Here is an 18,459-nt window from a genome sequence, read left to right as displayed (position 1 = left end):
GACCCTCCGAAGTTTCGAAGGTTTGGAGGTCTTGCTTTGGAGATTAATCCTAGCCGCCGACCACTAACCTAACAAGTAATTCGATCACGCTCCGTGCCGGAGGATGCCATGACCACCCCCCCGACCTCTGCCCCTGCCCGCCTGCCCGACCCGTACCGCCCCGAGCCGGCCGTGCTCGCCCAGGCGCTGCAGTCGCTGCACGGCCGGCTCGACTGGCCGCGTGCCGTGCAGGAGGCCGCACCCTGGGTGCAGGCCGTGCGCGACACGCCGGCGCCGTTCTGGGCCATGGAGTCGCTGCTGCGCGAGTACCCGATCTCCAGCGCCGAGGGCCTGGCGCTGATGCGCCTGGCCGAGGCGCTGCTGCGGGTGCCCGACGCCGAGACCGCGATCGCGCTGACGGCCGACCAGCTCGGCCGCGCCGACTTCGACGCCCAGGCCGCGGAAGGCCCGCACCGGCTGCTCGCCAGCCTGTCGGCCAGCGCGATCGCGCTGTCGAAGAAGCTGCTGCCCGAGGCCGAGCGCGAGGGCGGGCTGCTCAAGCGCCTGGGCGCGCAGACCGTGGTGGCCGCCACGGTGCGCGCGATCCAGCTGCTGGGCCGCCAGTTCGTGCTCGGCCGCTCGATCGGCGAGGCGATGCAGGCGGCGCAGTCGCAGCGCCGGGTCCAGCCGAACCTGCGCTTCAGCTACGACATGCTGGGCGAAGGTGCGCGCACCGAGGCCGACGCGCAGCGCTACCTGGCCGCCTATGCGCAGGCGATCGAGCGCATCGGCGGGGCCCGCGGCGTCGGCGGCCCGCAAGCGGCGGACGGCATCTCCATCAAGCTCAGCGCGCTCTTCCCGCGCTACGAGGAGGCGCAGCGCGAACGTGTGTTCGCCGAGCTGGTGCCGCGGGTCGTCACGCTGCTCGACGCGGCCGCCCGCGCGGACATGAACCTGACCATCGATGCCGAGGAGAGCGACCGCCTCGAGCTCTCGCTCGACGTGTTCGAGACGCTGGCCGCGCATGTGGCGGCCACGCAGCCCGGCTGGCGCGGCTTCGGCCTCGCGGTGCAGGCCTACCAGACGCGCGCGCTCGACGTGATCGAGGCCGTCGCGGCGATCGCGCAGCGCCACGCGCTGCGCTTCATGGTGCGCCTGGTCAAGGGCGCCTACTGGGACGGTGAGATCAAGCGCGCGCAGGAACTCGGCCTGCCCGGCTACCCGGTGTTCACGCACAAGCACCACACCGACATCTCCTACCTCGCCTGCGCCGCCGCGCTGCTCGGCCACGCCGAGCGCATCTACCCGCAGTTCGCGACCCACAACGCCGGCACCATCGCCGCGATCCTGCAGATGGCCGGCGAGCGCGTCGACGGCTACGAGTTCCAGCGCCTGCACGGCATGGGCGAAGGTGTGTACCGCGAGGTGATGGCGGCCCGGCCGGCGCTGCCGGTGCGGGTCTACGCGCCGGTCGGCGAGCACCGCGACCTGCTCGCGTACCTGGTGCGGCGGCTGCTCGAGAACGGCGCCAACTCGTCCTTCGTGCACCAGCTGGCCGACCCGGCGGTGGACGTCGACGTGCTGCTCGCCTCGCCGCTGCGGCCCGCGCCCGCCAGCGGCCAGCCGCTGCCGGCCGAGCTCTACGGCACACGCCGCAACTCGCGCGGCCTGGACCTCGCCTGCCCCGCCCACCGCGCGCCGCTGTTCGAGGCCCTCGCCACCACCGTCGTCGCGCCCGTGCCGCTGGCCACGCCGGCCGACATCGGCGCGGCGATGCAGCGCCTCGAGCAGGCCTTCCCGCGCTGGGACGCCACGCCGCTGCCCGAGCGCGCGGTCGTGCTCGAGCGCGCCGCCGATGCGCTCGAGGCCCAGCTCGCCGGCTTCTGCGCGCTGCTCGTCAGGGAGGCGCACAAGACCTGGGGCGACGCCGTCTCCGAGGTGCGCGAGGCGGTCGACTTCTGTCGCTACTACGCGCAGCAGGCGCGCGAGAAGCTCGCCGCGCAGCCGCTGCCCGGCCCGACCGGCGAGCACAACGAGCTGCGCCTGGCCGGGCGCGGCGTGTTCGTCTGCATCAGCCCGTGGAACTTCCCGCTCGCGATCTTCACCGGCCAGGTGGTCGCGGCCCTGGTGGCCGGCAACACGGTGGCGGCCAAGCCGGCCGAGCAGACACCCGCGGTGGCCGCGCGCATGGTCGCGCTGCTGCACGCGGCCGGCGTGCCGGCCGACGCGCTGGTGCTGCTCAACGGCCCGGGCGAGACGGTCGGCGCCTCGCTGGTGGCCGACGCGCGCTGCGCCGGCGTCTGCTTCACCGGCTCGACCGCGGTGGCCAGACGCATCAACCAGGCGCTTGCTGCCAAGGACGGCCCCATCGTGCCGCTGATCGCCGAGACCGGCGGCATCAACGCGATGCTGGTGGACAGCACGGCGCTGCCCGAGCAGGTGGTCGATGCCGTGGTGCAGAGCGCCTTCCGCTCGGCCGGGCAGCGCTGCTCGGCGTTGCGGCTGCTGCTGGTGCACGAGGGCGTGGCCGACGCGGTGATCGAGATGATCCGTGGCGCGCTGGCCGAGCTGCGCGTGGGCGACCCGGCCGAGCTCGCCACCGATGTCGGCCCGGTGATCGACGACGAGGCGCATGCGGCCCTCGGCGCGCAGGTCGAGCGGCTGCGGCGCGAGGCGCGCTTCATCGGCGCCACGCCGGTGACCGCGGCGCCGCCGCGCGCCATCGCGCCGGTGGCCTTCGAGCTGGCGCGCATCGACGAGCTGCGCCAGGAGATCTTCGGCCCGGTGCTGCACGTGCTGCGCTGGCGCGGCGACCCCGAGGCCGTGATCGCGCAGGTCAACGCGCTCGGCTACGGCCTCACGCTCGGCCTGCAGACCCGCATCGACGGCCGCGCGCTGCGCCTGGCGCAGGCGGCACGCGTGGGCAACGTCTACGTCAACCGCAACATGATCGGCGCGGTGGTCGGCGTGCAGCCCTTCGGCGGCGAGGGCCTGTCGGGCACCGGGCCCAAGGCCGGCGGGCCGCACTACCTCTACCGCTTCTGTGCCGAGCGGACGCTGACCGTCAACACCGCGGCGGCGGGCGGCAACGCCGAGCTGCTCGCGGGCCTGTCGACGCACTGAAGGACGGCTGTGCGACGATCACGCCCGTCGTGTCGCCACCCTCCCTGCCCATGGTCAAGTCGCTCGTCATCGGTGTGCTCGTGCTCGTCGCCCTGCTGGCGGGCTACTTCGCCTTCGTGCTGAACTGGAGCTACTCGAGCGGCGAGCGCGCCGGCTGGGTGCAGAAGTTCTCGCACAAGGGCTGGGTCTGCAAGACCTGGGAGGGCGAGCTGGCGCTGGTGTCACTGCCCGGCAGCACGGTGGAGAAGTTCCTCTTCACGGTGCAAGACGAGGCGGTCGCGCAGCAGGTCGAGCGCCACATGGGCAAGCGCGTCAGCCTGCACTACGAGGAGAAGGTCGGCCTGCCGACCAGCTGCTTCGGCGAGACGCGCCACTTCGTCACCCGCGTGATCGAGACGCCGGACATCCCGCTCGGGCCCGGCGTCGTGCTGCCGTCCAACCCCGGCGCCTCGGCCCCCGCGAAATAGGCCCGCAGGACAGGAGTTCATCCATGAGCCACGATCCGATCGCCTTCGTCGGCGGCGGCAACATGGCCGCCGCGATCGTCGGCGGCCTGCTCGCCGCCGGCCGGCCGGCCGGGAGCATCAGCGTCGTCGAGCCGAACGAGGTGCAGCGCGCCAGCCTGCGCGAGCGCTTCGGCGTGCAGGTGCTGGCGGCGGCCGATGCCTCGCTCGCCGGGGCCGTCGCGGTGGTGTGGGCCGTCAAGCCGCAGGCCTTCCGCGCGGCGGCAGCGCCCTGCCGGCCGTTCGTCGCCTCGGCGCTGCAGCTGTCGGTGATGGCCGGCATCCGCAGCGACGCGATCGCCGCGGCCAGCGGCAGCGAGGTGGTGGTGCGCGCGATGCCCAACACGCCGGCGCTGATCGGCCGCGGCATGGCGGGCCTGTATGCGCGCGCCGCGGTCGGCCCGGCGCAGAAGGCGCTGGCCGAGGCCCTGCTCGCGCCCACCGGCGCGCTGCTATGGGTGGCGCGCGAGGCCGACCTGGACGCCGTGACCGCGCTGTCGGGCTCCGGCCCGGCCTACGTCTTCTACTTCGTCGAGGCGATGATGCAGGCCGCGCAGGAGATGGGCCTCAGCGCCGAGCAGGGCAAGCAGCTCGCGCTGGGCACCTTCGCCGGGGCGACCGCGCTGGCCCAGGGGTCGAGCGAGCCGCCCGAGTTGCTGCGCGAGCGCGTCACCTCCAAGGGGGGCACCACCTACGCGGCGCTCACCTCGCTCGAGGCCAGCGGGGTCAAGGCCGCGTTCGTCAACGCGCTGAAGGCGGCGCAGCGGCGGGCGAAGGAACTGGGGGACGAGTTCGCCTAGGTCGAACCGAGCGGCGGCAGCGGCTCCAGCCGCTCGCCCATGCGCGCCCGGAACAGCATCTCGTCGGTCTGGCGCAGGCGGCGGCAGATCTCGCGGCCGATGTTCATCTGGAACAGCGCGAACTGCTCGGCATCACGCTCGAACAGGCCGAGCAGCGCCGCCGGCGTGAGCGCGAGCGCGCGGCAGTCGGCCAGCGCGCGCACCGAGGCGCTGCGTGGGTACAGGTCCACCAGCGCCATCTCGCCGAAGCAGTCGCCCGCTTCCAGGCGGCGCAGCTCCATCGCCTGCCCGCGCCAGCCCTTGAGCACCACCACGGCGCCGCGCTCGAGCACGAACATCGCCTCGGCCGGATCGCCCTCGCGGAAGAACCACTCGCCCGCGGGCACCTCGAGTTCGCGGGCCTGGGCGAGCAGGAACTCGAGGCTGTCCTCGCGCAGCGCGCCGAACACCGGCACGCGCTGCAGCCAGGCGGCGGTGGCGGCGTCCATGGCGCAGGCGCGCCCGGCTCAGGCCGGGATGCGCAGCAGCTGGCCCGGGTAGATCTTGTCCGGATGCGAGAGCATCGGCTTGTTGGCCTCGAAGATCTTCATGTACTGGTTGGCGTTGCCGTAGTACGTCTTCGAGATCGCTGACAGCGTGTCGCCCTTGACCACGGTGTGCCACTTCGACTCGTCCGCCGGCGCGGCGACGGTCATCAGGTCGTTGACGCCGGCCACGCCGGCCACGTTGCCGCAGCACAGCAGGATCTTCTCCTTGGTGGCCTGGTCCGCGGCCTGCCCGGCCACGGTGACGGTGCTGCTCGCGCCGTCGAACGAGATGTCCAGCGCGTCGGCCGTCAGGCCGTTGGCGGCGATGTACTTGCCGATCGCGTCGGCCGCCTTCTGGTTGGCAGCCTGCGCCGCCGCCAGCGCCGCGCTGTTGTCCGGCGCGGCCTGCGCCTGCGCCGCGGCGGTCTCGGCCTCCTTGTGGCCGAACAGCTTCTCACCGGCCTCCTTGATGAAGCTCATGATGCCCATGGGGTCCTCCTGGTGGTGAAGTGCCGACTGTAGACCCGGCGGGCGCAGATTCCGTGTCCGTGTGTTGACGGCAGCGAGGCCGTCAGGACGGGCTGAGCGCGCCGGCCGCCACCTCCACCCGGCCCCGCCCGGCGCGTTTGGCCGCCAGCAGCCGGGTGTCGGCGGCGTTGAGCAGCGCGTCCGGCGAGCCCGGCGCGAGCGCGGTGTCGGCGATGCCGGCCGAGAAGCTCAGGCCCTCCACCGCCGTGCCGTCGAACGCGAAGCGCTGCGAGCGCCAGCGCCGCAGCAGCGCCGCCACCTTGCGCCGCGCGCCGGCCGCGTCGGTGCGTGGCATCAGCAGGCAGAACTCCTCGCCGCCGTAGCGGCAGGCCACGTCGCTGCGGCGTGTCTGCCCGGCCAGCAGCTCGCCGAAGGCGGCCAGCAGGCGGTCGCCCGCGGCATGGCCGTGACGGTCGTTGACCTGCTTGAAGTGGTCCAGGTCGAGGATCGCCAGCGCCATCGTCTGGCCCTCGCGCTGCGCGAGCGCGAACAGCGTCGGCAGGGTGTCGTTCAGGTGGCGGCGGTTGAACAGGCCGGTCAGCGGGTCCTGCGTGGCCTGCTGGCGCAGCGCCGCCTGCAGCGCCTGCACCTCGGCCACCTTGTGCGAGAGCTGCTCGTTGATGGCCGCCAGCTCGGCGCGCGCGCGCTCGCTGCGCCGGCGCGTGGCGACGTTCTCGTCGAGGCGGTGCTGCAGGCTCAGCAGCTCGGTCTGCAGGTTGGCCGCCGCATAACGGGCCTGCGAGGCGAGCCGCGACTGGGCCTCGCGCAGGCCCTGCCAGCGGCGCAGCGCGGCCAGCGCGCCGGCGGTGTCGCCGGCGGCCTCCAGCGCTCGGCTGAGCAGCTCGAAGTACTGCACCCGCAGGCGCAGGCTCAGCCCCTCCACGTCGTCGCGCGCGGCCAGCGCGTGCAGGGCCTGCAGGCGGGTCACGGCGCCGGCCGGGTCGCCGCGCCGCAGCGCCAGCAGCGCGCCGGCGCAGCCGAGCTCGAGCTGGTCGTCGGGCAGCTCGGCCGGGCCATGCGCCTGGGCACGCGCCACCAGCTCGGCCCCCAGCGCCAGTCGGCCGGCGTGCAGCGCGGCCAGTGCGAGCGTCTCGAAGCCCGCGGCGGTCGGCCCGCGCCCGCTCGCATCGGCCGGCAGCGCCAGCACCGCCGCCACGTCGACCATGCCCTCCTCGGCGCGGCCGAGCTCGGTCAGGCAGGCGATGCGGTTGATCCACAGCACGCTGCGCAGGCGCGCGTTGTTCAGCGCGCTGCAGCGCGCCAGGCCGGCATCGACATGGCGCAGCGCCTGCGCGCAGTCGCCGATCTGCATCAGCTCGTGTGCGATGTTGCAGTGGAGCACGGTGTCGAAGCCGCGCCCGCGCGACGGCCCGGCGTCGCGCAGCGCCTCGTACATGTAGGCGAAGGCCTGGGCCGAATCGCCCTGCGCCGAGTAACAGCCGGCGATGGTGTTCAGCAGCACGCCGCGCTGGTCGTGGCGCAGCACGCGCACGCCTTCGTCGCGCAGCGGCAGCACACGCGCCAGGGCATCGTTGACGCGCCCGGCGCGCCACATCGCACGCGCCGCGGTGGCCTCCGCGAGCACCGCGCCGGCGCGGTCGCCGCAGCGCCGGAACAGGCGCAGCGCCCGCTCCAGCTCGGCCGCGGCCTCGGGCACGGTGGCGTAGTAGAGACGGTGGAAGCCGCGGGTCAGCCGGGCCCAGGCCTCGGCCGGCCCGTCCTGCGCGGCGCGGGCCGCCGCGATCGCCTGCTCGGCCTGCGCCAGGGCCCGGCCCGAGTCCACGTGCAGCAGGTTCCAGGCCTGGCGGGCGCGGCGCAGGGGGGCGGAAGGTGCGGGTGCGGCGGCCATCGCACGATTATCGAAGCGCGCGGCCGGGCACCAGGCTGTGCGGGCTCAGCCGCGCAAGCGCAAGCGCGCCTCGTGCAGCGTGCCCAGCGTGATCTTGCGCACCTCGGCCTTGCTCTGCTCGATGTGGCTCTTCAGCAGCAGCTGGGCCTGGTCGAGCTTGCGCTGCAGGATGGCGCGCAGGATCTTGGCGTGTTCGACGTAGGTGGCGTCGATGCGGTCCTCGCGCGTGAAGTCGAGCCGGCGCACGATGCGGATGCGCTCGGTCACGTCCCAGTGCACCTTGGCGATCTCGGCGTTGCCGGCGGCGCGCACCAGCGTCGCGTGGAACAGCTCGTCGAGCGCGCCGACCTCGCGCATGTCGGCCAGGCGTTCGCCGGCCGGTACCAGCCAGGCCGCCTTCAAGGCCTCGAGCTCCGGCGGGTCGCTGCTGCGCGCGCACAGCCGCGCCACGCTGGCCAGCTCGAGCAGCACGCGCAGGTCGTAGAGCTGGTCGAGCCGGTCGAAGTCGATCGGCCGCACGTGCCAGCCGCTCTTGCTCTCGACCTCCAGGAAACCCTCGTTGCGCAGCCGGAACAGCGCTTCCCGCACCGGCGTGCGGCTGACCCCGAGGCGCGCGCCCATCTCGGATTCGGAGAAGCGGTCGCCCGGCAGCAGCGCGAAGTCGTGGATCATCTCCTTGAGCTGCGCATAGGCCTGCTCGGCCAGGTTGGCGCGGGTCGATTCGGGAGCGGGGCTGGCGACGCTGCGCAGGGGCATGCTCGGCAGTCTATGTCGTGGGGTCGGCAAAGTGGCAGGCCACCAGCGCGGCGCCCACCGGCCGCAGCGCCGGGGCCTCGCGCGCGCAGCGGTCCTCGCCGCGCGGACAGCGGCCGTGGAAGCGGCACAGCTGCGGCGGCGGGTCGATCGGGCTGCCCACCTCGCCCGCGAGACGGATGCGCGGCCCCTGCCCCGGGATGGCCGACACCAGCGACTGGGTGTAGGGGTGGCGCGGCGCGCGGAACACCTGCTCCGAGGGGCCGATCTCGACCAGCTTGCCGAGGTACATCACGGCCACCCGGTCGGTCAGCAGCCGCACCACGTTCAGGTCGTGCGAGACGAACAGCAGCGCCAGGCCCAGCTCCTCGCGCAGCCGCTCGAGCAGCTGCAGCACCACGGCCTGCACCGAGACGTCCAGCGCCGCGGTCGGCTCGTCGAGGATCAGCAGGCGCGGCTTGACCGCCAGCGCGCGTGCGATGCCCACGCGTGCCTTCTGCCCGCCCGAGAGCTGGTGCGGGAAGCGCGACAGGAGCGCGGCCGGCAGGCCGACCTGCCCGGCCACCTCGTCGACCCGCGCGTCCGCCGCGGCGCGGGGCATCTTCGCCAGCAGCGTGAGCGGCTCGCGGATCGCCTCGCGGGCGGTGAAGCGCGGGTTCAGGCTGTCGGTCGGGTCCTGGAACACCATCTGGATCTCGCGCCGCTGCGCCGCCGTCGCGAAGCGGCGGGCCGGCAGCGCGGCCAGGTCCTCGCCGTCGAACACGATGCGGCCGTCGCTGGTGTCGAGCAGGCGCGCGATCAGGCGCACCAGCGTGCTCTTGCCGCAGCCGGATTCACCCACCAGGCCGAGGCTCTCGCCCGGCGCGATCGAGAAGCTCAGGTCGTCGACGGCATGCAGCTGCCGCCCGCCGGCCACCGCGAAGCGCCGGTGCACCCGCTCGAGCTGCAGCAGCGGCGCGGCCTCAGGCATGGGCGGCCTCCGGGGCGGCGGGCTGCGGCGCGGGCTCGTCGAGTGGGTGCCAGCAGGCCACCGCGTGTTCGGCGCCGGGCTCGAGCGCCGGGCGCTCGGCGCGGCAGCGTGCGACGGCGCGTTCGCAGCGCTCGGCGAAGCGGCAGCCCGGCAGGTCGGTGCGGCGCAGGTCGGGCAGGTTGCCGGGCACCGGCTGCAGGCCTTGCGCGCTGCGGGTGCGCTCGTCGGGTGTGGAGCTGAGCAGCCGCGCGGTGTAGGGGTGGCGCGGCGCCTCGAACAGCGCACGCGAGGGCGCGGCCTCCACCGCGTGGCCGGCATGCATCACGACGATGCGGTCGCAATGGTCCGCGGCCAGCGCGAGGTCGTGGGTGATGAAGAGCGTGGCCATCTGGCGCTCGTGCGCGAGCGTGGTGATCAGGTCCATCACCGCCGCCTGCGTGGTGACGTCCAGCCCGGTGGTCGGCTCGTCGGCGATCAGCAGGCTCGGCCGGCAGGCCAGCGCCAGCGCGATCAGCACGCGCTGGCACATGCCGCCGGACAGCTCGAACGGGTAGGCGCCGTGGCGCCGCTCGGGGTCGGCGATCGCCACCTCGCGCAGCGCCTGCACGGCGCGTTCGCGCAGGCTGCGGCCGAGGTCGGCGCCGCGCGCCACGGCGTGGCGGCGCAGCACGTCCTCGATCTGCCGGCCGATCGTGCGGATCGGGTTCAGCGCGGTGCGCGGGCTCTGGAAGATCATCGAGATCTCGCGGCCGCGCAGGTCGGCCAGCGCGGCCTCGTCGAGCCCGAGCAGGTCCATGCCGGCGAACAGCGCGCTGCCGCCGGTGACCCGCGCGGCGCGGTCGGAGATGCCCAGCAGCGCGTAGCTCAGCACCGACTTGCCCGAGCCGCTCTCGCCCACCAGGCCGACGATCTCGCCCTTGCGGATCTGCAGGTCGATGCCTTCGAGCGCCCGCACCGTGCCGCTGCGGGTGCGGAACTCGAGGCCGAAGCCGGTCACCTCCAGCAAGGCGCTCACGTCCTTCTCCTCGGATCGAAGATGTCGCGCAGCGCGTCGCCGAGCAGGTTGAAGGTGAACACGGCGAGCATCAGCACCGCGCCGGGGAAGAAGCTGACCCACCACTCGCCCGAGACGATGAACTGCGCGCCCTCGGCGACCAGGATGCCCCACTCGGGCGTGGGCGGACGCACGCCCAGGCCGATGAAGGAGAGGCCCGCCGCGTTCAGGATCGCCCAGCCCATGTTCAGGCTGACCTGCACCATCGCCGGCGGCAGGATGTTGGGGAACAGGTGCACGGCCAGGATGCGCGCGTCGCCGTTGCCGGCCAGGCGTGCCGCCTCGATGAAGCCGGCGCCGCGCCGCACGTTGGCCTCGGCGCGCGCGACGCGGATGTAGAAGGGCAGGTTGATGATGGCCGTGGCCAGCACGATGTTGCCCACCGTGTTGCCGAGTGCCGCGACGATGCCCATCGCCAGCACGAAGAGCGGGAAGGCCATGATGGTGTCGGCGCCGCGCGTGATGATCGTGTCCCACCAGCCGCCGAAGAAGCCGGCCGCCAGCCCGAGCGTGATGCCCAGCGCGAACGAGAGCGCCACCGCGGCCACTGCGATGCCGAGGTCCAGCCTTGTTGCGACCAGCGTGCGCGAGAGGATGTCGCGCCCGAGCGCATCGGTGCCGAACCAGTGCGCGGCCGAGGGCGGCTGCAGCGCCGCGGCGGCGTCGCTGGCCAGCGGGTCGTAGGGCGCGAGCGCCGGGCCGACGCAGGCGATCAGCACGAAGAAGGCGAACAGCGCCGCGGCGAGCAGCGTCACCGGGTTCTCGGAGAGCACGTGGCGGATGTGCTTCAAGGTCTCCTGCACGGCTCAGCCCTCCAGGCTCACACGCGGGTCGATCAGCGTGTAGAGCAGGTCGATCGCCAGGTTCAGCAGCACGAACAGCACGCCCATCGCCAGCACGAAGCCCTGGATCGGCGCGTAGTCGCTGGCCGTCAGCGCGTCGATCGCGTAGCTGCCCACGCCCGGCCAGCCGAACACCTTCTCGATCACCACGCTCGAGCCGAGCATGAAGCCGAACACCATGCCCAGCGTCGTCACCACCGGCAGCAGCGCGTTGCGCAGCGCGTAGGTGACGAGCACGGTGCGCGGCGCCAGCCCGGCGGCGCGGGCGGTGCGCACGAAGTCGCTGCCCAGCACCGCGAGCATCGAGGCGCGGGTCATGCGCGCGATCGGCGCGAGCACGAAGATCGCCATCGTCACGGTGGGCAGGATCAGCTGCCGGAAGCAGGCCCACCACAGCGCCGCGTCGCCCGCCAGCGCCGCGTCCACCAGGTACAGCCCGGTGACGGTGGGCGGGGGCGACCACATCGGGTCGAGCCGCCCGAGCGGCGACGGCGCCCAGCCGAGCAGGAAGTAGAAGACGTAGGCCAGCACCAGCCCGGTGAAGAAGGTCGGCAGCGAGACGCCGGCGGTGGTGACGAGCCGGCACAGCTGGTCGATCCACGAGCCCGGGCGCGTGGCCGCGAGCACGCCCAGCGGCAGCGCCACCGCGCAGGCCAGCGCGAGCGCGAGCAGCACCATCTCGAGCGAGGCCGGCAGGCGCGTCAGCAGCTCCTGCAGCACGGGCTGCCCGGTGGTGAGGGACGTGCCGAGCTCGCCGCGCGCCAGGTCGGCGATGTAGCGGAAGAACTGCTCGGGCAGCGGCTTGTCCAGCCCGAGCTGCACACGCACCTGCTCGATCGCCTCGGGCGTCGCCGCGCCGCCGGCGAAGAAGGCCGCCGGGTCGCCGGGCAGCGCGCGGGTGAGCAGGAAGGTGATCACCACCACGCCGGCCAGGTTGGGCAGCGCGCCGAGCAGGCGCCGGGCCGCGACCTTGAGCATCATGCGAAGGCCGCCTCGACCGCCGCGAGCGGCGCGGCCCAGCCGACGATGCCGCCCTGCGCCACCACCATCTCCACCACCGCGGCGTGGAACGCGGGGAAGTAGCTCGCCGTGCAGTCGGTGACGAGCAGGCAGTCGTAGCCGCGGTCGTTGGCCTCGCGCATGGTGGTCTGCACGCAGACCTCGGTGGTGACGCCGCCGATCAGCAGGTGGGTGATGCCGCGGCCGTGCAGGATGGCGTCGAGCCCGGTGGCGTGGAAGGCGCCCTTGCCGGGCTTGCGCAGCACGATGTCACCCGGCTGTGGCAGCAGCTCGCTCACGAACCAGGCGCCCGGCTCGCCCTCGACCAGCACGCGGCCGAGCGGCCCGCGGTCGCCGATGCCGCACTCGAGCCGGCCGCGCGCGCGCTTGGCGGGCGGGCAGTCGGCCAGCTGCGGGTCGTGCGCCTCCTGGGTGTGGATCACCGTCATGCCCTGCGCGCGGGCCAGGGCGAGCAGCCGCGCGCACGCGGGCACGATGCCGGCGAGCTGCGAGACGTCGTTGCCCAGCATCGCGCCGAAGCCGCCGGGCTCGAGGAAGTCGCGCTGCATGTCGATCATCACGACCGCGGTGTGGGCCGGGTCGAAGGTGTACTCGTAGGGGCGGGCGGCGATCGTCTTCATGCGGCCTCGGCATGGGCGGTGTCACCTGCCATCGCACGGCCGATCGCGCCGATGTCGGCATTCGCGGTCGGGCATTCGAGCGCCACGTGGCCGTGCGACAGCACCACCAGCCGCGAGGCGAGCGCGAGCAGCTCGTCCAGGTCCTCGCTGACCAGCAGCACGCCGGCGCCGCCGTCGCGCGCGGCGCGCAGCCGCGCGTGGATCTCGGCGGTGGCCTGGAAGTCGAGCCCGAAGCAGGGGTTGGCGACGATCAGCAGTCGCGGGCTTTCCGCGAGTTCACGCGCCAGCACCGCACGCTGCACGTTGCCGCCGGAGAGCGTCTCGATCGGGGCGTCCGGCCCAGGCGTCTTGACGCGGTAGGCCTCGATCTGCGCCAGCGCCTGGCGGTGCATCGCGGCGCGCGAGAGCCACGGCCCGCGGGCCAGCGGGCGGCGGTCGAAGTTGCGCAGCGCCAGGTTCTCGGCCACCGCCAGCTTGCCGACGCAGGCGTTGGCCAGCGGCTCCTCCGGCAGGCTGCGCACGCCGAAGCGCTGCATCTGGGCGCGCACTGGGCGATAGGGCTGGCCGTCGACACGCACCTCGCCGCTCGTCCAGGGCAGCGCGCCGGTGAGGGCGGCCACCAGCTCGCGCTGGCCGTTGCCCGAGACACCGGCCACGCCGAGGATCTCGCCCGGCTGCACCGCGAGGCTCAGGCCGTCGATCGCGCGCCGGCCCTCGGCGCCGGGCACGACGAGCTGCTCCACCGCCAGCCGCGGCGCCGTGCCGGCCGCCACGGCCGGCACGGTGCGCGCCGGTGCGGGCGCGGAGGCGGGAATGGCCGCCGCGTCGGTGGCCACGCCCATCATCCAGCCGGCCAGCTCGTCGCGCGTGGTCAGCTGCACCGCGGTGCCGCCGGTGCGCTGGCCGCGCCGCAGCACCGTCACCTCGTCGCAGAAGCCGAACACCTCGCGGAACTTGTGGGTGATGATCAGCACGCTCAGCTGGCCCTCGCGGCACATCTGCCGCACGCGGCCGAGCACCTCGTCGGCCTCCTGCGGGGTGAGCACCGAGGTCGGTTCGTCCAGCACCAGGAAGCGCCGCTTCGCGTACAAGGCCTTCAGGATCTCGAGCTTCTGCTTCTCGCCGGCCGCGAGTTCGGCCACGCGCGCATCGAGCGCCAGCGGGAAGGGCGCGGCCTTCATGAATTCCGCCAGGCTCGCCCGCTCGGCGCGCCAGTCGATCACCGCGCCGAGTTCGCGCTGCGCCAGCGCCAGGTTCTCGGCCACCGTCATGCCGGGCACGACCGTGAAGTGCTGGAAGATCATGCCGAGGCCGAGTGCCGCGGCGTCGCGCGGGCTCGCGATCTCGCGCTCGCGGCCGTCGACCATCACGGTGCCGCTGTCGGCGCGGTAGAAGCCGATCAGCGACTTGACGAGCGTGGACTTGCCGGCGCCGTTTTCGCCCAACAGCGCATGGAAGCTGCCGGCCTCGACGGTGAGCGACACGTCGTCGAGCGCCTGCAGCGCGCCGAAGCGCTTGCTGAAGTGCAGCATCTCGACCTTGGCGGCGCCGGTCGCCTCGACCTGGGGCGGGATCAGTTGGCTCATGCCGTCACCCCAGCGCCGCGAGGATCGCGGCCGACGCGGCCACCGCGCCGAACACGCCGCCTTGCATCGTCACCATCTTCAGCGCCGCGGCATGGTTGCCGGCATCGGTGGCGCCGGTGGCGTCGCTGACGATCAGGCATTCGAAGCCGCGGTCGTTGGCCTCGCGCATCGTCGTGTGCACGCACACGTCGGTGGTCACGCCGGTCAGGATCAGGTTGCGGATGCCGCGCAGGGTGAGCAGCAGCTCCAGATCCGTCGCGCAGAAGGAGCCCTTGCCGGGCTTGTCGATGATCGGCTCGCCGGGCCGCGGCGCGAGCTCGGGAATGATCTCCCAGCCCGGCTCGCCGCGCACCAGGATGCGGCCGCAGGGGCCGGGGTCGCCGATGCCGACACCGGCGGCGCCGATCTGGCGCGAGCGCCAGCGCTTGTTGGCCGGCAGGTCGGTCAGGTCCGGGCGGTGGCCCTCGCGGGTGTGGATCACGTGCAGGCCGAGCGCGCGGGCGCGCTCCAGCAGCGTCGAGATCGGGACGATCGGCGCGCGCACGGCCGACAGGTCGTAGCCCATGCGGTCGACATAACCGCCCAGGCCGACGAAGTCGGTCTGCATGTCGATCACCACCAGCGCGGTGTCCGCGGCGGACCACCGGCCGTCGAAGGGCCAGGCGTAGGGGTTCGCGTCGACGGGCTTGAACGTCGTCATGGCCATCACCGGTTGAGGGAGAGTTCGCCCGGCGCGCCGTGGCGCGGGCCGGGCTTGCCCAGGCCGACCAGCAGCGCCAGCGTCAGCACATAGGGCAGCGCCGCGAGCAGGTAGTAGCCCTGGCTGTAGCCGAGCGCCTGCAGCGCCGGGCTGATGGCGCTGGCGCCGCCGAACAGCAGCCCGGCCAGCACGCAGCGGCGCGGGTCCCAGCGGGCGAAGATGACCAGCGCCACCGCCATCACGCCCTGCCCGCTGGACAGCGCCTCGCTCCACGCGCCGGGGTAGACGAGCGACAGCGAGGCCCCGCCGACCCCGGCGCAGGCGCCGCCGAAGGCGGTGGCGATCACGCGGTAGGCGGCCGGCGAGAGGCCGAAGGCACGCGCCGCGTTCTCGCTGTCGCCCACCACACGCAGGCGCAGGCCGAAGCGGGTGTGGCCGAGCGCCCACCAGGTGGCGAACGCGAGCACCAGGCCGAGCACGAACAGCGGGTTGATGCCGAGCGCGGCCTTCACCGCAGGGATGTCGGACCAGTTGCCCAGCGCGACCGGCGCGAGCCCCGGCGCGCTCGGCTGGATCAGCGGCTTGCCGAGCCAGAACGCGAGCCCCGAGCCGGCCAGCATCAGCGCGATGCCCATCGCGGTGTCGTTCACGCGCGGCAGGCTGCACAGTGCGCCGTGCAGTGCGCCGAGCAGCAGGCCGACGAACGCCGCGGCGAGCACGCCCAGCCAGGGCAGGCCCGAGGCGAGCGAGACGCCGAAGGCCGTCATCGCGCCCATCAGCAGCGTGCCCTCGAGGCCGAGGTTGATGCGGCCGGCCTTCTCGGTGACCGTCTCGCCGAGGCTCACCCACAGCAGCGGCGTGCCGACGCGGATCGCGCCGCCGAGAATGGCCAGGGGCACGCCCCACCAGCCGAGTGCGTTGGCATCACCCACGGCGACCTCCGCTTCCTCCGAACAGCGAACGCCCGCGCAGCGTCTCGCAGCCGATCAGCGCGACGAAGGCGAAGCCGAGCAGCACGGTGACCGAGGCGTCGGGCAGCCCGAGCCGGCGCTGCAGCAGGCTGCCGCTGGCGGCGATGCCGCCGACCAGGATCGCCACCGGGATCACGCCGGCCGGCGAGAAGCGTGCGGCGAACGCGATCAGGATGCCGCTGTAGCCATAACCTGCGATCAGCGAGGCGTTGGCCGCGCCGTGCACCGCGGCCACCTCCACCGCACCGGCCAGGCCCGCGCAGGCGCCGCCGGCGGCGCAGGCGCCGATGGTGAGGGCGCCCACCGGCAGGCCGACGCCGAGCGCGGTGCGGGCGTTGCCGCCGGCCACGCGCAACGCCAGGCCGAGCGGGGTGAAGCGCATCACGCCCCAGGCGGCCAGCGCGGCGAGCACGCCCAGCACCAGGCCCCAGTGCACGTCCAGGCCCGGCAGCGGCGGCAGCATCAGTGCGTCGGGCAGCGGCTTGGTCGAGGGCTTGTTCAGGCTCGCCGGGTCGCGCAGCACGGTCTCGACGCACTGGTTGAACAGCGCGATCGCGATGAACGACATGAGCAGGCTGGCGATCGTCTCGTTGACCTCGCGTCTCTCGCGCAGCCAGCCGACGATGCCGATCCACAACCCGCCGGCGGCCATGCCGGCCAGGGCCATCAGCGGCCAGACGACCAGCGGCGAACTCGTGGCGAGCAGGTTGCCGAGCGCCGCCGCCGCAAGGCCGCCCAGCACCAGCGCACCCTCGTTGCCGATGATCACGCGGCCGGCCTGCGCGGGCAGCGCCACGGCCAGGCCGGTCAGCACCAGCGGCGCGGCGCGCTGCAGCGTGTTCTGCCACGCGAACGCGTCGCCGAAGCCGCCCTGCACGATCAGGCCCCACACCTCCAGCGGGTTGTAGCCCGCCAGCGCGACGGCCAGCGAGAACAGCCCCACCGTCAGCGCGAGCGCGGCCAGCGCCGGCAGCAGCGCGTCGAGCGTGGCGCGCAGCCTCGCCAGCGCTGCGGAGGGGGCGGCCACCGGCGCGCCGGCCGGCATCGGGATGCTGCTCATCGCAGGCGCCGCAGGCTCAGCCGGGAATCGCGCCGACCACCCCTTCGACGAGGTAGTTCATCTTCTCGAGCTCGGGGTCGAACTGGTCGAGGTTCTTCGCGACGACGACGTTGCCCTTGTTGTCCTTGATGCCGGCCTTGAAGATGACGTAGCCGCCCTTCATCATCGCGGCCTTGATCTCGTCGGCCTTGGCCTTGGCCGGTGCGCCCACCGCGGCGCCGTAGGGCGACATCTTCACGTAGCCGTCCTTCAGCCCGCCGCGCAGGAAGTTGGGCATGGCCGCGCCGCCCTGCGCCGCCTTGATCTGCGCGCCGTAGGGCGTGGACCAGTCCCACTCGGCGCCGGTCAGGTAACCCTTGGGCGCGAGCGCGGCCTGGCTGGCGTGGTAGCCGCTGCAGAAGATGCCGCGCTTCTCGGCCGTTTCCATGATCACCTTCGGGCTGTCGACGTGGCAGGTCAGCACGTCGGCCCCCTGGTCGATCAGGCTGGTGGCGGCCTCGGCCTCCTTGACCGGCATGGACCACTCGCCGGTGAAGATCACGCGCGTCGTGAACGCCGGGTCGACCGAACGCGCGCCGAGCGTGAAGGCGTTGATGTTGCGCAGCACCTGCGGGATCGGCTTGGCGGCGATGAAGCCGAGCTTCTTGCTCTTGCTCGTGAAGCCCGCCACCACGCCGGCCAGGAACTGGCACTCGTCGATGTAGCCGAAGTAGCTGCCGGTGTTGGCCGGGTGCTTGCCCTGCGTCCACAGGCCGCCGCAATGGGCGAAGCGCACCTTGGGGTACTTCTCGGCCATCTTCAGCATGTGCGGGTCGAAGTAGCCGAAGGAGGTGGGGAAGATCAGCGAGGCCTTGTCCTGGTTGATCATGGCCTCCATGGTCTTCTGCACGGCCGTGGTCTCGGGCACGTTCTCCTCCTCGACCACCTTCACGCCGGGCAGCTTCTTGATCGCCGCGGCGGCCGCCGCCTGCGCCTGGTTGTAGCCGAAGTCGCCACGCGGGCCGACGTAGATCACGCCGACGACGATCGGCGTCTGCGCCTGGGCGCGGCGCAGCGCGCCGGGCAGCAGCAGCGAGCCGGCGGCCAGCGCGCTGCCGGCCAGCAGGCGGCGGCGCAGGTCGTCGGTGTCGGCATGGATGAGCGTCTTCTTCGACATGAGGTTCTCCTCGTCAGGCGGTCACGGGTTCGGGCAGCAGGCTCACGTGCGCGGCGACGACGCGCCAGCCGCCGTGCCCGGGCAGCGCGAAGCGCACCCAGGTCTGGCTCTGGCGGCCGTGGCGATTGCCGCGCACGAACTCGGTCATCGCGGTCGCGCTGTCGCGGCCGTAGGTGGTGATCACGGTGCGCTCGAGGCTGCGCTCGAGCCCGGCGCTCGGGCGCGCGGCGCGAAAGGCGCGGATCGCCTCGATGCCGATGAGGTTCTCGGCCACGCCGTAGCGCACGGTGTGGGGCGAGTCCCAGAACAGTTCGTCGAGCAGCGCGACGTCGTTGCCGGTCAGGGCGCGTTCGTACAGCGCGAAGATCGCGCTGACCTCGGCGTGCACCTCGGGGAGGTTGATCTCCACGGCGCGTCC

At 73.3% G+C, this 18,459-nt stretch carries 18 protein-coding genes; 3 read left to right on the top strand and 15 right to left on the bottom strand.

Annotation, left to right across the window (positions count from 1 at the left end):
* Nucleotides 1-108: 108 nt before the first annotated feature.
* The 3 genes from D9C15_RS15185 to proC are packed head-to-tail and all read left to right on the top strand — an operon-like array spanning nt 109 to nt 4,405.
* Nucleotides 109-3,102 (top strand): L-glutamate gamma-semialdehyde dehydrogenase, encoded by a 2,994-nt coding sequence (locus D9C15_RS15185; protein WP_127998641.1) that lies wholly within the window; start codon nt 109-111, stop codon nt 3,100-3,102.
* Nucleotides 3,103-3,131: 29 nt separating this feature from the next.
* Nucleotides 3,132-3,569 carry a hypothetical protein gene (locus D9C15_RS15180; protein ID WP_205854805.1) on the top strand — a complete coding sequence of 146 codons (438 nt, stop codon included), beginning with the start codon at nt 3,132-3,134 and terminating at the stop codon, nt 3,567-3,569.
* A 23-nt stretch (nt 3,570-3,592) separates the two neighbouring features.
* On the top strand, nt 3,593-4,405 hold the full coding sequence (gene proC / locus D9C15_RS15175) for a pyrroline-5-carboxylate reductase (protein ID WP_127998639.1): 813 nt from the start codon (nt 3,593-3,595) through the stop codon (nt 4,403-4,405).
* On the opposite strand, the gene D9C15_RS15170 is transcribed toward proC, so the two are convergent.
* The 15 genes from D9C15_RS15170 to hpxZ form a co-directional block, all read right to left on the bottom strand.
* Nucleotides 4,402-4,893 (bottom strand): cyclic nucleotide-binding domain-containing protein, encoded by a 492-nt coding sequence (locus D9C15_RS15170; RefSeq protein WP_127998637.1) that lies wholly within the window; start codon nt 4,891-4,893, stop codon nt 4,402-4,404. The two genes, proC and D9C15_RS15170, sit on opposite strands and share 4 nt — an antisense overlap.
* 18 nt (nt 4,894-4,911) lie before the next feature.
* On the bottom strand, nt 4,912-5,421 hold the full coding sequence (lysM, locus tag D9C15_RS15165; protein ID WP_127998635.1) for a peptidoglycan-binding protein LysM: 510 nt from the start codon (nt 5,419-5,421) through the stop codon (nt 4,912-4,914).
* A gap of 82 nt (nt 5,422-5,503) precedes the next feature.
* Nucleotides 5,504-7,309 carry a GGDEF domain-containing protein gene (locus D9C15_RS34490; RefSeq protein WP_127998633.1) on the bottom strand — a complete coding sequence of 602 codons (1,806 nt, stop codon included), beginning with the start codon at nt 7,307-7,309 and terminating at the stop codon, nt 5,504-5,506.
* A 45-nt stretch (nt 7,310-7,354) separates the two neighbouring features.
* Nucleotides 7,355-8,065: a GntR family transcriptional regulator gene (locus D9C15_RS15155; RefSeq protein WP_127998631.1), complete on the bottom strand. Its 711-nt coding sequence runs from the start codon at nt 8,063-8,065 to the stop codon at nt 7,355-7,357.
* Between the two features lie 10 nt (nt 8,066-8,075).
* On the bottom strand, nt 8,076-9,032 hold the full coding sequence (locus tag D9C15_RS15150; RefSeq protein ID WP_127998628.1) for an ABC transporter ATP-binding protein: 957 nt from the start codon (nt 9,030-9,032) through the stop codon (nt 8,076-8,078).
* Complete coding sequence (locus D9C15_RS15145; protein WP_127998626.1) at nt 9,025-10,047, bottom strand: ABC transporter ATP-binding protein; 1,023 nt, start codon at nt 10,045-10,047, stop codon at nt 9,025-9,027. The genes D9C15_RS15150 and D9C15_RS15145 overlap by 8 nt, the downstream gene beginning before the upstream one ends.
* The gene (locus tag D9C15_RS15140; protein ID WP_127998624.1) at nt 10,044-10,889 is read right to left on the bottom strand and encodes an ABC transporter permease; all 846 of its coding nucleotides are present in this window, start codon (nt 10,887-10,889) and stop codon (nt 10,044-10,046) included. The genes D9C15_RS15145 and D9C15_RS15140 overlap by 4 nt, the downstream gene beginning before the upstream one ends.
* A gap of 3 nt (nt 10,890-10,892) precedes the next feature.
* Nucleotides 10,893-11,909 (bottom strand): ABC transporter permease, encoded by a 1,017-nt coding sequence (locus D9C15_RS15135; protein ID WP_205854804.1) that lies wholly within the window; start codon nt 11,907-11,909, stop codon nt 10,893-10,895.
* Nucleotides 11,906-12,568, bottom strand: a complete 663-nt coding sequence (locus D9C15_RS15130) for a cysteine hydrolase family protein (protein ID WP_127998622.1) — start codon at nt 12,566-12,568, stop codon at nt 11,906-11,908. The genes D9C15_RS15135 and D9C15_RS15130 overlap by 4 nt, the downstream gene beginning before the upstream one ends.
* The gene (locus D9C15_RS15125; protein WP_127998620.1) at nt 12,565-14,154 is read right to left on the bottom strand and encodes an ABC transporter ATP-binding protein; all 1,590 of its coding nucleotides are present in this window, start codon (nt 14,152-14,154) and stop codon (nt 12,565-12,567) included. The genes D9C15_RS15130 and D9C15_RS15125 overlap by 4 nt, the downstream gene beginning before the upstream one ends.
* A 4-nt stretch (nt 14,155-14,158) precedes the next feature.
* Entirely contained in the window at nt 14,159-14,854 is a 696-nt protein-coding gene (gene biuH / locus D9C15_RS15120; RefSeq protein ID WP_205854803.1) for a biuret amidohydrolase, read from the bottom strand.
* Between the two features lie 5 nt (nt 14,855-14,859).
* Nucleotides 14,860-15,786 (bottom strand): ABC transporter permease, encoded by a 927-nt coding sequence (locus D9C15_RS15115; RefSeq protein ID WP_127998617.1) that lies wholly within the window; start codon nt 15,784-15,786, stop codon nt 14,860-14,862.
* Nucleotides 15,779-16,885, bottom strand: coding sequence for an ABC transporter permease (locus D9C15_RS15110; protein ID WP_127998615.1), 1,107 nt, complete (start codon nt 16,883-16,885; stop codon nt 15,779-15,781). The genes D9C15_RS15115 and D9C15_RS15110 overlap by 8 nt, the downstream gene beginning before the upstream one ends.
* A gap of 16 nt (nt 16,886-16,901) precedes the next feature.
* Nucleotides 16,902-18,041, bottom strand: coding sequence for a BMP family ABC transporter substrate-binding protein (locus D9C15_RS15105; protein ID WP_127998613.1), 1,140 nt, complete (start codon nt 18,039-18,041; stop codon nt 16,902-16,904).
* Between the two features lie 13 nt (nt 18,042-18,054).
* Nucleotides 18,055-18,450, bottom strand: coding sequence for an oxalurate catabolism protein HpxZ (hpxZ, locus tag D9C15_RS15100; RefSeq protein ID WP_240668417.1), 396 nt, complete (start codon nt 18,448-18,450; stop codon nt 18,055-18,057).
* Nucleotides 18,451-18,459: the final 9 nt, after the last annotated feature.

The sequence above is a fragment of the Piscinibacter defluvii genome (genome assembly GCF_004011805.1).
GTDB classification, from domain to species: domain Bacteria; phylum Pseudomonadota; class Gammaproteobacteria; order Burkholderiales; family Burkholderiaceae_C; genus Piscinibacter; species Piscinibacter defluvii.
The sequence above is the reverse complement of the archived record's forward strand: the minus strand, read 5'-3'. Positions and strand labels throughout refer to the sequence as shown.